This is a genomic window from Gordonia sp. 852002-51296_SCH5728562-b (assembly GCF_001665475.1).
Classification (GTDB): domain Bacteria; phylum Actinomycetota; class Actinomycetes; order Mycobacteriales; family Mycobacteriaceae; genus Gordonia; species Gordonia sputi.
Genome location: NZ_LZMI01000044.1, coordinates 13,829 through 27,119, shown reverse-complemented (window position 1 = coordinate 27,119; position 13,291 = coordinate 13,829). Strand labels below are relative to the sequence as shown.

The 13,291-nt window shown below is 66.2% G+C and carries 11 protein-coding genes; 4 read left to right on the top strand and 7 right to left on the bottom strand.

What is annotated here, in order from left to right; all coding sequences use genetic code 11:
• Positions 1-492: 492 nt before the first annotated feature.
• The 7 genes from adhP to pdxH all read right to left on the bottom strand — a co-directional run bounded on the left by adhP (position 493) and on the right by pdxH (position 8,355).
• Positions 493-1,554: an alcohol dehydrogenase AdhP gene (gene adhP, locus A5766_RS08540; protein ID WP_005206626.1), complete on the bottom strand. Its 1,062-nt coding sequence runs from the start codon at positions 1,552-1,554 to the stop codon at positions 493-495.
• A gap of 400 nt (positions 1,555-1,954) precedes the next feature.
• Positions 1,955-3,040, bottom strand: a complete 1,086-nt coding sequence (locus A5766_RS08535; protein WP_039855923.1) for an isopenicillin N synthase family dioxygenase — start codon at positions 3,038-3,040, stop codon at positions 1,955-1,957.
• A gap of 55 nt (positions 3,041-3,095) precedes the next feature.
• Entirely contained in the window at positions 3,096-4,388 is a 1,293-nt protein-coding gene (locus tag A5766_RS08530) for an MFS transporter (protein WP_005206629.1), read from the bottom strand.
• Positions 4,389-4,442: 54 nt separating this feature from the next.
• Complete coding sequence (locus A5766_RS08525) at positions 4,443-5,159, bottom strand: hypothetical protein (protein ID WP_039855927.1); 717 nt, start codon at positions 5,157-5,159, stop codon at positions 4,443-4,445.
• A gap of 5 nt (positions 5,160-5,164) precedes the next feature.
• Positions 5,165-6,577, bottom strand: a complete 1,413-nt coding sequence (locus A5766_RS24355) for a hypothetical protein (protein ID WP_064904250.1) — start codon at positions 6,575-6,577, stop codon at positions 5,165-5,167.
• Between the two features lie 126 nt (positions 6,578-6,703).
• Positions 6,704-7,498 carry a hypothetical protein gene (locus A5766_RS08515; protein ID WP_039855928.1) on the bottom strand — a complete coding sequence of 265 codons (795 nt, stop codon included), beginning with the start codon at positions 7,496-7,498 and terminating at the stop codon, positions 6,704-6,706.
• Positions 7,499-7,659: 161 nt separating this feature from the next.
• Entirely contained in the window at positions 7,660-8,355 is a 696-nt protein-coding gene (gene pdxH, locus A5766_RS08510; RefSeq protein WP_051993886.1) for a pyridoxamine 5'-phosphate oxidase, read from the bottom strand.
• A gap of 185 nt (positions 8,356-8,540) precedes the next feature.
• On the opposite strand from pdxH, the gene A5766_RS08505 reads away from it, so the two are divergent.
• The 4 genes from A5766_RS08505 to A5766_RS25520 all read left to right on the top strand — a co-directional run bounded on the left by A5766_RS08505 (position 8,541) and on the right by A5766_RS25520 (position 13,288).
• Positions 8,541-9,668, top strand: a complete 1,128-nt coding sequence (locus A5766_RS08505; protein WP_005206634.1) for a citrate synthase 2 — start codon at positions 8,541-8,543, stop codon at positions 9,666-9,668.
• Between the two features lie 56 nt (positions 9,669-9,724).
• On the top strand, positions 9,725-10,870 hold the full coding sequence (gene serC, locus A5766_RS08500; protein ID WP_005206635.1) for a phosphoserine transaminase: 1,146 nt from the start codon (positions 9,725-9,727) through the stop codon (positions 10,868-10,870).
• Between the two features lie 207 nt (positions 10,871-11,077).
• Positions 11,078-12,037 (top strand): septation protein SepH, encoded by a 960-nt coding sequence (gene sepH / locus A5766_RS08495; protein ID WP_039855935.1) that lies wholly within the window; start codon positions 11,078-11,080, stop codon positions 12,035-12,037.
• 12 nt (positions 12,038-12,049) lie between these two features.
• The gene (locus tag A5766_RS25520; RefSeq protein ID WP_005206637.1) at positions 12,050-13,288 is read left to right on the top strand and encodes a DUF6928 family protein; all 1,239 of its coding nucleotides are present in this window, start codon (positions 12,050-12,052) and stop codon (positions 13,286-13,288) included.
• The last annotated feature ends 3 nt before the right edge of the window (positions 13,289-13,291 follow it).

Sequence of the window (13,291 nt, the reverse complement as noted above, 5' to 3'; positions counted from 1 at the left end):
TCGACCAGCGGGGCGCCCGGCCCGCTGATCGGGCTGGACTACCGCTGATCGAGCCCCACCCCGCTGATCGAGCCTGTCGAGATCACCCGCCGCCCGCAGTGGTCTCGACCTGGGTGCTCGCTGCGCTCGCGCCCGCTCGACCAGCGGGGCGCCCGGCCCGCTGATCGGACCCCGTGCGACACCTTGCCCGACGCCCACCAAACCCTCACACCGCAGCGCGCGTACACAACTCGGTCGTCAGCGCGACGCCGAGACAATAATCTCCTCGGCGCCCCGCTCACGTCACGATTGTGTACGCACCCCGGCTCCAGCCAGACCTTGCGACCCGCATGCACGGCAGCATCACGGCCAGGCTAGATGTGTGTCGAACCGAAGGATATGTGTGCTGCAGCACCCACATCTTTCGATACGACACACATTTCTCGATATGAGTGCGCCCGCGACGCGTCGAACACGTTGTGCGGTGGCCGGAGCCGTTCCAAACAACGGCGCTCAGCCGGCGTCCTTGGCCATATCCATCACCACGCGGCCCTCGATCTTGCCGTGCTCCATCTCGTCGAACACCGCGTTGATGTCGGTCAGACTGCGGACCGAGTAGGTGGGCGTGATCTTGCCCCGCGCGTAGAAATCGAGCGCCTCACTCATGTCCTTGCGGGTTCCGACGATCGAGCCGCGCACGGTCAACCCGAGCAGCACCGTGCTGAAGATGTCGAGCGGGAACTGATCCGGCGGAAGACCGACCAGGACGACGGTCCCACCGCGACGCAGCGCGCTGATCGCTTGCGGAAACGCGTGCTTGTTGACGGCCGTGACGAGTGCACCGTGAACGCCGCCACCCGTGGCCTCCTGCAGTTCGGCGCCCGGGTCGGCAGACGTCGCGGCATTGACCGTGATCTCGGCGCCGTGATGGCGGGCGAGTTCGAGCTTCTCGTCGTCGACGTCGAAGGCCGCCACCCGACGACCCATCGCGATCGCATACTGCACCGCGATGTGCCCGAGTCCGCCGATACCGGAAATCAGCACCCACTCACCGGGTTTGGTGTCGGTGCACTTCAGTCCCTTGTACACGGTGACGCCCGCGCACAGGATCGGGCCGACGGCGGCGAGATCGGCACCTGACGGGATGATGGGACAGTAGCGTGAGTCGACGAGCATATAGCGGCCGAAGGAACCGTCGACCGAGTACCCGCCGTTCTTCTGGTTAGGACACAGTGTCTCCCAACCGGTTTCGCACCATTCGCATTCGCCGCAGGCACTCCACAGCCACGCGTTTCCGACGACGTCGCCCACCTTGATACGGGTAACGTCGTCGCCGACAGCAACGACGGTCCCGACTCCCTCATGGCCCGGCACGAAGGGCGGCTCCGGCTTGACGGGCCAATCTCCGTGCGCCGCATGGAGATCGGTGTGGCAGACGCCCGTGTAATCGACGCGCACCAGCGCCTCGTTTCCAGTGGGAGTCGGAACGTCGATCGAGTCGACAGTCAGCGGCTTGGTGAAGTCATGGACGACGGCTGCGCGCATCGTCGAAGGGGTTTGCGAGGATGTGGTCATTGTGCTCTCCTGCACGGTCTTTGCACGTCTCGACGTTCGGACGCGGTGGCATCAGCCGTATCGTCCTTATCCCGCCCCAGAGGATTCGCATGACGCCCACGTCCTTGCCGCCGGCGACGATCCGCCGACCCACCCGACACACGTACCCTCAATGCCGTTATATCAGCGATACGCACGACGCCGCGCGGTTCGTTACAGTTCTGCCACCCCGAAACCCTACAGGCGAGACCCAGTCGCTCGAACTGCGTACGGGCTCGGGCGCAGTCCAAGTCATGATCGGTGCGTACGCGCTGAACACTCCGGTACGAGTTCTTCAGGGCTACGGGTTCGGCGGCTGGGTGATCGTTCCCTGACAAGTCCGACCGCGGCCCTTGACCACCGGACACCGGCCGTGAGCGATCTACTGCTGCCCGAGTCCCCGCTGCATCGCACGCTGGACTCGGGCAGCTTCACGTTTGGCGTACGGATTTGCTTGTCCTGCACGTGATCCGGCGAGTTTCGCACCGATGTGCTCGCCCACCGTGATCGGCGAGTACCGGCTTCCGGCGCCGACGCACGACGGAAGTGTGGAGATCGTCGCGTCGATGTTGCCGTCGTGAAAGTAGGCGGCGGAGCGTCGGCGTTCGATACTCCCGTCGACGATCGGCGGCTTGACCCGATGCAGCGTCGACATCCAGCGCTCATTGGTCCAGCGGGCCATCAGATCACCGAGGTTGATCAGTAATGCCCCGTCCTCGGGAGCGACGTCGTGCCACTGTCCGTTGCCGTCGAGCACCTGCAGACCGCGCACCTGGTCGGCCCAGAGCACGGTGACGATGCCGTAGTCGGTGTGCTCCCCCATGCCCGTCAGCTCGCCGTCGAGCTCAACCTCGCCGGGCGGCAGCGCGTAGTTGTTCATGCGCAGCACGTCGAGTGAGTGGTCGGTGTAGCCGTCGAAGAAGTCGGGCGGGAGGTCCAGGGCGTCGGCGAAGATCTTGGTCAGGGTGTGCGCGACCCGTCGAGCCTCGGCAAAGTATGTCGACACCGCGGCCTCGAAGTGGTCGACCTGCGGCCAGGTGTTGTCGGCGTACTGGTCGTCGGGGAGCTCGAGATCTGGGTACTCCTTGGCTTCGACGCCGACGTTGTATGCCTCGAAGAAGTCGTTCATGCGATTCGCTGATTCGACGCCGAGCGACAACGAGAGTGATTCGGACTTCGGCGGCGCGTACCCGCGATTGATCTCCGGCGGGGTGCGATACGCCTTCTTCTGGTCGAGGGGTAGCGCGAAGAAATCGTCGAGCACCGCGGTGAACTCGTCGATCACGGCCGATGGAATCTCGTGCCCCACAATCTGCATGAAGCCCACCGAACTGGCGGCGTCGTCGATCTGCGCGGCGACGACGGCTTTGTCGGCGGCGCTACCGCCCGCGATATACGGCGTGATGTCGATGAGCGGGACACGAAAGCCGCTGCGCGATTCCCCGACGGTGACAGTCATGCGCTCCATCTTGGCATCGAAATCTCTGATCCGCTGGTCAGGGCATCGTCGACGATCTCGACGCTCAGCCCTGGCCTTCGGCCCGTTCGGTGATGGTGCGCCCGATGCGATATCGCACGAATGCCGGAACCACAAGCGCGGCAAGGACTGTGCCGATCACGACGAGCACACCACCACCGGTCGTGGTGAGTGCGACGCCGATCGACACCGCGACCGCGCCATGCACGACGTCGGCGATTCGCGGACCACCGGCGACGACGACGATGAACACGCCCTGCAGTCGACCGCGCACGTCGTCGTTGGCCGCGGCCAACAGGATCGACTGACGGAATGCCGCCGACGCCATGTCGGCGGCACCACCGATCATCAGCAGCACCAGGGCAACCGGGAGCCACGGCATTGCGCGACCATGAGCAAATCCCACCGCGATACCCGCACCGGCGATCGCGACGCCCCAAATAATGACGCACACAATGACAGCCAGGCCCTGCCGTTGGACGCGGCTCACCCATCCGGAGAAGACACCGCCGATCACGGCACCGGCAGGGATTGATGCGAACAACAGCGCGAACGCCCAGCCGCCGTCGATCGGCCCGCCGAAGTTCTCGTGGGCCATCTGCGGAAACAGCGCCCGCGGCATACCGAAGATCATGGCAATGAGGTCGACCACGAACGACACCATCAGGATCTTGTGCGCCCCGAGATAGCGCAGACCGTCGATGACCGAGCGAAGCCCGGGCACCTTGGGCGCGTCGCCACTGAGTGGCCGCAGCGCGGGCAACATCACGACTGCCGCGAGCGTCGGTACCAGGAAGATGGTGTCGAGGAGATAGAGGAGCGGATAGCCGAGTATCGGGATCAGTGCGCCACCGACGAGCGGCCCGGCTATCGCGCCGGCCTGCATGACCGTCATGTTCAACGACAGCGCTGCCGGCAACTCTTCGTCGGGAAGCAGTCTCGGCAGAACTGCCGTACGCGTGGGCTGGTTGACCGCGAAGAATGCCTGCTGAATCGCGAAGAGCGACAGGATAATCCAGACATTCCCGACACCGAAGGCCGACTGCGCCCAGAATGCCGCACTGCACGCGATCAGTCCTATCGTGGTGCAGATCAACAAGATTCGACGATCCAGCACGTCGGCGAGCGCCCCGCCCCACAGACCGAAGATGACGAGTGGCACCAAACCGAAGAGTCCGGTGAGTCCCACATATGCGGAACTGCCTGTGATGGTGTAGATCTGGGCCGGTACCGCGACGATCGTCAGTTGAGCGCCGATGACGGTGACGATGTTCGCCACCCAGAGACGCCGAAAGTAGATATTGCGCAGAGGCGTCGTATCGGCGAGCAGGCGGGGCACCGAAGCAGTTTAGCGACACGTACTACCAGCGAGTGAATCCCGTTGGCGTATTACCTACTGGGCGGCCGGGCCCTGCGTCGCCTGCGCGAGAGCCTGCAACGACACCCATGTCGCCGGGAGGAACTTCTCCTGCGCAACGCGGCCCATTGCCAGCCCGCTGCCGAGCACCGGCTCGTAGTCGAATCCGACGACGGCAGCCACGCTCGCGCCGACGGTGTCGATCAGCAGTGTCCGGAGCGACGCCTGATTCGGTAGCGGAATGGGGTTGTTGAGCACGACGACGGACCGTTCGAGCACGCCCGCCTTGTGCCACTCGGACAAGAACGGGCGCGCCCGGTTGAGGAGATCAGGCCGTACATTGAGCACGATCACCGGCGTGACCTTGTCGACCAATACGTCGTCGGTGAGATCGGCAAGTGATGTGAGTAGACGCGCACCGGCGTCGACGACCGGCACGGCGCCGTTGCCCCAGACTTCCTCGACCGTGTCGACCACCGATGCTCCTTCGGCGGCGAGGTGGAGGCCGGTACCGAGTTCGCTTCGCAGCAACGACGGGTCGCCACGTCCCTGTAGCCGCAACTCGATATCGCAGTCGTTGCCCGATGCGTCAACCCACCACGACGCGGCGCCGAGCGTCGTCGCCGCTCGATATTCAGCGAGAAGAGCTGAGATCACCGACGTTCCGACACCACCGGCAGAGCCCACCACGACGACCGCGTGTGGCATCGCGGCCGCCTGTTGAGTTGCTCCCTGCACGCTGGTGTCGGACATGTCGATCAGCGGCCTGCTGCGTGCCGACCCACCTTGGCGACGGCGGGTGCTGCTTCTTCGGACTGAGATACGTCTGTCTTGGTCGCGTCCGCCGGGGCGTCGACTGTCGCTGCCACCGGAGTCGACTGTGCCGCAACGCCTTCCGTTGCCGCTGCATCGTCGGGCAGTGCGTGGCGACCCACAGCCTCCTGGGGCCAGTTGACCTCGGAGCCGGGAACCTGAGCGTCGAGACTGCCCGTCATCTGCTTGGTCAGCTCGCGGAAGTGCTTCTCGAGCGCAGCGCCGAGCGGCCCGAGTGCCTTGTACGGCGCCTGCGCCTGCTCTGCCGACCACGTGGTGGTCTGGTTGCCAACCTTCACGTTGACATCGCCGCGATAGTTGACCACGTAGTCGACGCCGGGCAGCCCCTGTTCGGCGGCTGACTCAGCAGGAACCGACAACTCGAACTGGTTGATGCTGGGATCGACCGGCTCAGGCTTGGCGTGCTTGGGCTGCTTGGGATTTCCGTTCTCGTCGAGCTTCCAGGGCTCCTGCGGGTGCGCACCCGGATCGCCTGCGCCGAGCGTGTACGCGGCGATGCCACCGATGGTGCCGCCGATCGTCGCGCCGAGGGCGGCTCCGCCGACAGCGCCTGCTGCCGCTCCGCCTGCCATGCCGATCGGGAGGCCGATGAGAGCGCCGACGGCGCCCCCCGAGAGTGTTCCCACGCCGGGCACCGAAACCGGGGTCAGGGCAACGGCGCCGACACCGGCACCGACGCCCGCACCGACCGCTGCGCCCGGGAGCACGCCGACAAGCGCTACGGGAATGACACCGGCGGCAGCACCTGCGGTACCACCGATGGCCACGCCGATGATCGTGGCCGCGGCCTGACGCGACGCTTTGTCCTTCGGCACGCCGAGGGAGATCAGGTTCTGGGCGATCTTGGCCTCACCGTAGGCCGACCACGCGTTGATGGAGTTGACATCCTTGTCCGACATGCCGTCGGGTATGTCGGTCACGAAGTTTCCGACGCGAATCTTGTTGGGCGGCGGCGCAATCGGACGCACCGGCGCAACGGGCTTCGGCGCCTGGAGCGGCGCGTCGGGTACGGGGCTGTAGTACGTGCTGTAGCCGGGGTCGGTGTAGCCCGACTCCTCATACTGCGGGGCAGCGGTGTACGGCTGGTAAGGAGCTTCTTGGGGCGGGGCCGGGATCGAACCAGCACCGGGGACGTTGATCGGCGCGGATGGTTCGGGCGCCGGCGTCGGAGCCGTACCGCCCTGTTGGGGTGCGGTATCGGTCGGCGCGGTGCCACCCTGCTGCGGCACGGAATCGTTGGGGTTCGTTCCGCCCTGTTCCACAGCTGCCGCCGAACCGGCACCCAACGCAGTCGCGATGGAGGCGACAAGAACCGCAGAGGTGACCGCCGTCTTCATCGAAGGTCGGCGTACGTCCAATGCTGCTTCGCGAGTCCGGTTCTTGGCTGACCGTGTCATCGTCGCGTTGTCCCCCTCATTACTTCTCGACCTGAGACCGAGAACCCCGAATAGTGGCGTTGAAAATCAGTTTTCAGACTTGATCGACGTGATCCAGTACTTGCCACCGGCCTGCACAGTACTGATGGTCTGCTGGTAGACGATCGGCGCCCCGCCATTCGGCGGAGTCTCGGTGAGCGTCACACCATAGGTGTTGTTCCCTTGATCAGTGATCGAGAGGCAGTGACTGGTGCCGACGCCGCGTTGGTCGATGAACTTCTGCATGACATCGACAGCAGCGACCGCGTTCGGCGTCGTCACAGCTTTGGCTTTCTGAGCGCTTTTGTCGACGTAATACGCATAGTTGAACGCCTTGATCACGTTGGGGCCCGAACTCTGGTCTCCCGCACCAGCTCCCGTGGTCACGGCGCCATTCACGCTGGCAGGGCATGTGATAGACGCAGTGGTGCTTTCTGTCGGACCGACTGGCGACGGCCGCGCAGTGGTCGACTCGCGTTCGTCGGACCCCGACAGAGCGACACCGAGAACAGTTGCGATCACCGCGATTACGAGGATCCCTGCCCCCGCGCCGACGAGTGTTCCTCGCCTCTTGTGCCAGGTGCGCGGACCTGCCGCGTTCTCTCGCTTCTGGCGAGTGTCCTCGCGCAAGCGTTCGGCCTGGGAGGTGAGGAAGGCGTCGAGCTCCTGCGAGGGAGAGGCTGACCCGGATTCCTCGCTCGACGAAGCGGTATCCGAACCGGCGACTTTCGAGGCCACCAATACACTCGACGACTCGCGCGCGAGTTCGTGCATCGGAGTCGTACCCGAGGTAGGCCACGGCGGGAGGTCGGCAAACCACTGCTCGAGATCGCTCTCGCTCAACCAGCCCTCCCCAACTGTCGCAACCACTCCCCGAACATGCTGCCGCGAAGCTTAACGCATGCGAAGAACTTGGTCACGAAAACACGGTCCCCTGTGGACCGGCAGATGGGTCTTGTCGTACCGCCCGCTTGGCTCCCGCCCCTGTGACCTTGGCGAAAGCTCTACGGCTGCAACCGAGCCGACCGCCAGCAACCGTCGATCATGGTCAACCGCACCCGGTTGTGCAGTCGGTTGGCTCGGCCCTGCCAGAACTCGACGAAGACCGGTTCGATTCGGTACCCACCCCAATTCGACGGCGTGGGTACTGGATCGCCGTCGTCGAATCCGCCGAACTGCTCGGCGACCGACGCCGCCTTGGCTTCGAGCTCGGCACGGCTACCGATCTCGCGTGACTGTTCCGACGCGTAACCCGACAATTGAGAGCCGCGCGGGCGGTTGTTCCAATACGCCTGCGTCTCGGCGTCGCTGACCTTGGTCACAGGCCCGCGAAAGTGAACCTGTCGTTCCAATGCGATCCATGGAAACGTCACGGCGGCAAAAGGGTTGGCGGCGAGGTCGTGCCCCTTGTCAGACTCGTACCCGGTGAAGAACACGACGCCCCCGGCGTCGACTCCCTTGCACAGCACGGTCCGTGTGGCCGGAAGTCCGTTCACGTCGACTGTTCCGAGCACCATCGCGTTGGGTTCGGGGATGCGCGCGGCAACGGCTTCGCGCAACCACACAATGAACAGTTCGAGCCACGGCGGCTCACCGTCGAGCCAGCTCGGATCGAGATTGTCCCGCACCCCGTCTGCGCCAGCCGCTCGATCGCCGTCGCCGACGTTGGGTGGGATGCCGCCGCCGTAACCGACGCGCATACCGGGCAGGTCGATGGGGTCGTTGTCCACGACGCCGACGGTACTCCCCGACCCGACCCGTCACCGCCCATTGGGAGAGGCGTCCCGCTGTGCCGCACCTGATGGAGTGACCTAGAGTGCTGGGGTGGCGCCGCAGCCCCGCGCCACGCACTTCCCACGGTGTTGCGTGGAGAGAGGTGGCCCCTGTGGCGAACAGCATTCCCGACGACTTCGTACCGGGACTCGAGGGCGTCGTCGCCTTCACGACCGAGATCGCCGAACCGGACAAGAACGGCGGTAACCTGCGCTATCGCGGGGTCGACATCGAGGATCTGGTCGAGAACGCCGTCACCTTCGCCGATGTATGGGCCCTACTCGTCGACGGCCGGTTCGGCGACGGACTACCGCCCGCAGAACCATTCCCGCTGCCCATCCACACCGGCGATGTCCGCGTCGACGTGCAGGCCGCGCTGGCCATGCTCGCCCCCATCTGGGGCTACCAGCCACTGCTCGACATCGACGACGCCACCGCACGCGCCAACCTCGCGCGCGCGTCGGTGATGGCGCTCTCGTACGTCGCGCAATCGGCACGCGGCATCCACCAACCCGCAGTGCCGCAACGGATTATCGACGAATGCCCGACCGTCACCGCCCGATTCATGACGCGGTGGAAGGGCGAACCCGACCCGAAACACATCGCGGCGATCGACGCCTACTGGGTGAGTGCAGCCGAGCATGGACTCAACGCATCGACCTTCACTGCGCGGGTGATCGCGTCCACCGGAGCCGACGTCGCGGCGTCGCTCTCGGGAGCCATCGGAGCGATGTCGGGACCGCTACACGGCGGCGCACCGGCGCGGGTGTTGCCGATGATCGAAGAGGTCGAAAAGACCGGTGACGCAAGAGGTTTGGTCAGGGGAATCCTCGACCGCAAAGAGAAGCTGATGGGCTTCGGGCACCGCGTGTACCGAGCCGAGGACCCGCGAGCACGCGTATTGCGCCGCACCGCATCGGAACTCGACGTCCCGCGCTATGAGGTGGCCGCCGCACTCGAGCAGGCCGCGCTGACCGAACTGCGCGAGCGACGCCCGGACCGGGCCATCGAAACCAACGTCGAATTCTGGGCGGCAGTCATCCTCGACTTCGCCGAGGTACCACCCCACATGATGCCGGCGATGTTCACCTGCGGGCGCACCGCCGGCTGGTGCGCACACATTCTCGAGCAGAAGCAGCTCGGCAAGCTTGTCCGCCCCGCGGCGCTCTACACCGGTCCCGCGCCGCGTCGACCCGAGGACGTCGAGGGGTGGGGCGACGTCGTCAAACCGGGGTTGTAAGCGCGCGGGGAGGGGCGGAACGCAGTGGTCGGCACCACATCCCTAGAATTGCGGGCATGAGCGACGTCGCCATCGAATCCATCACCATCCCCGCAGAGCTGCTGCCCTCCGACGGCCGGTTCGGCTGCGGACCGTCGAAGGTGCGCCCCGAGCAACTGCAGTCTCTGGTCGACATCGGAGCGTCGGTGATTGGCACCTCCCACCGCCAGGCGCCGGTGAAGAACGTCGTCGGCTCGATCCGCGCGGGTCTCGCCGACCTGTTCTCGCTGCCCGAGGGCTACGAGGTGGTGCTCTCCAACGGCGGCACCACTGCGTTCTGGGATGCGGCGGCGTTCGGCCTGATCAAGCAGCGTTCGCTGCACCTGACCTACGGCGAGTTCAGCTCCAAGTTCGCGACGGTCGCCAAGAAGGCGCCGTTCCTCGACTCCCCCGCGGTGATCTCCACCGATCCGGGAACCGCACCGGATCCGGCGGCTCTGACCGTCGACGACTTCGGCGGCGTCGACCTCATCGGGTGGGCCCACAACGAGACGTCGACCGGTGTTGCTGTGCCCGTCGTCCGTCCCGCGGGCTCCGACGACGCGCTGATCGCCATCGACGCCACGTCGGGCGCAGGCGGCCTGCCGGTCGACATCGCCGACACCGACGTCTACTACTTCGCACCGCAGAAGTGCTTCGCCTCCGACGGCGGCCTGTGGATCGCGGTGATGAGTCCCGCTGCCCTCGAGCGCATCGACCAGATCGCCCACACCGATCGCTGGTGCCCGGAGTTCCTGTCGCTGCCGACGGCCGTCGACAACAGCGCGAAGAACCAGACGTACAACACGCCTGCACTCGCGACGCTGCTGCTATTCGACAACCAGATCCAGTGGATGCTGGGCAACGGCGGACTCGACTGGTGCGTCGCGCGTACGGCCGACTCCAGCTCGCGCCTGTACTCGTGGGCCGAGGCCAGCGAGTTCGCGACATCGTTCGTCGCCGACCCGGCGCTGCGCAGCCAGGTCGTCGGAACGATCGACTTCACCGACGACGTCGACGCCGCGCAGGTCGCAAAGGTGCTGCGCGCCAACGGGATCGTCGACACCGAGCCGTACCGCAAGCTCGGGCGCAACCAGCTCCGCATCGGCATGTTCCCGGCGATCGAGCCCGACGATGTCAGCACCCTGACCGCCGCGATCGACTACGTCGTCGGCAAGCTCTGACGTTTTCCGCACAGACGCGGCTCGAGTTGGCAGACGCGGTTGGTACACCGACCGCGTTTGCACGTTCGGGCCGCGTCTGGCGCTTGCAGGGCCGCACGTTTGGGTGCGACCTGCGGATTTGCCGCGTGTCCCGACCGTCCCACGCGTGTCTGTGGTCTAACCTGACGACAATGCCCGCACTCATGGCCACCAGAGGAGGAGCAGATGATGCGTGAACTTCGGGTCGTCGGCGTCGACGTCGACGGCTCGCATGTCATCTGCCAGGACACCGAATCCGGTGAGCGTTTCAAGCTCGACGCCGACGAGCGGCTCCGCGCGGCCGCCCGCGGTGACCTCTCCCGCCTCGGACAGATCGAGATTGAAATGGAATCGTCGCTGCGCCCCCGAGAAATCCAGTCCCGCATCCGTGCGGGCGCGAGTGTCGAGGAGGTCGCGGCAGTCGCCGGAGTGCCGAAGGACAAGATCGAGCGCTTCGCCCACCCGGTGCTGCTCGAACGTCAGCGCGCGACCGAACTCGGCGCACTCGCCCACCCCATCCGCCACGACGGACCGTCGACCGAGACGCTCGGCGACACGGTGACCGAGGGACTCGCCGCGTACGGCCAGAACCCCAACGAAGCGACCTGGGACGCCTGGAAGGGCGACGACGGACAGTGGGTCGTTCAGGTCAACTGGCAGGTCGGGCACACCGAGCATCATGCGCACTGGCGCTTTTCTCCCGGCTCGCACGGCGGAACCGCAGTTCCGCTCGACGATCTCGCCGAGGAGCTCATCCACCCCGAGACGATCGAACCGCGACGTCGACTCATCCCGGTGAGCACGCCGACGATCACGCCCGCCGACGACGACCACGAGGAAGTCACCTTCGACGCCAACGCGTTGATCGGGGCTCAGCGCTCGCGGCACGTCGAGGTGCGGGTGGAGCACGACACCTACACTCTCGACTTCGGGATCGACGACGACGCCGCGCAGGAGCCGACCGTCGTCGACGAAGCTCCGGCCACGGACACCGATCGCGGCACTCAGGACGCACCGACAGGCTCGGACACGTCGACGTCGACCACCGACGACAAGCCGACCGAGCATCGTCGTCGCAAGTCACGCAAGCCTGCAGTGCCCGCCTGGGAAGACGTGCTGCTCGGCGTGCGCAGCAACGGGAACAGCTGAGCACCGGCCTCCATGTCCGCACGCGCAGTCACTCTGTGGTTCATCGACACCGACACTCCCGTCGACGTTCTCCGATCCGGCGTCACCAACGACGTCGACGCGGCCAAGAAGCTGGCGTCGGCAATCTATGGCGACAGCGTCCTCGTCCCGTCCGTCGACACCAACCTCGCCGCGGCGATGGACTCCGACGACTCGCAGGTATACGCGGGTTTCTACGGTCCGCTGACCGTGGTGTCGTGTTCGCTGTTCGCGACGTCGAAGCCGTCGACGTTGACGCGCACCGTCGAGACCATCCGCACCGCGGCGTCGATTCCCGAGAGCGCCGCGGCAGTACTGCTCTACACCGAACCCGATTCTGCGACAGGCGTTTTCGCCCGGTGGGAAGGCGGAACGCTTCGACGCTCGTTTGCCGCCGATCCCGTCAGCATCATCGAAGACGACGGCCTGCCGTACCCGTTCGAGAAGCCGTTCTGGGGAGGTGAGCATCCGCTTCGGTATGCCCCGGGTGTCGCACCCGATCCGCTGGCGTTGCCGTTCCATCCGCAGCAGCTCGCCGAGCAGGGCAACCGCGAGTGGTTGGGATTCCGCTTCACCCGGCCGCTAGCACCGAGCGACCTGGAGCCATTGACGATTCCCGTCACCGGATTCGCCATCCGGCCCGCAGACTACGAACCGACCGAGGCCGACGACGAGCGCTACCGCGAGGCCAGCACCACGGCCGCTGCGGCCACCGCTGCTGCAACCGCAGCCGCGGCGAGCGCGCGCGAACAGGCACTGCAGGCCGAGCGCGCGCCGGAACCGCGGCCCGTCGTCGACTCTCCGCCTGAGCCGCCTGCTCCGACTCCCGCGGACACGCCCGCCGTCGGCATCCCGATCGCCGAACCGATCGCTCCGGCGCCGGTGGCCGAGGGGGTTGTGGCCGAGGGAGCGGGGGCCGAGGGGCAGGACGAACCCGTGGTCGAGGCCGAGGTCGTCGAGCCTGATGTGGTCGAGGCTGATGTGATCGAGCCCGGGGTGGTCGAGCCTGGGGCGAGTCGGCCGGGAGCGCTCGACTTCGGGCCGCGTGACGCACCGGGAGTCGCGGCCGTCGAGGACGCTGTCACCGCGCCGGTTCCGTCGGTGTCGTCGAATGGTGTCGGCGGGGCAGGGGATGTCGAAGCAGGGCTACCCGCGGACGGCGAGTACGTCGACGAGTCGGCCGGCTGGACGCGCCGCGTCGCGCGGTACTTCGGCTTCGGCGCCGATACATAGGCT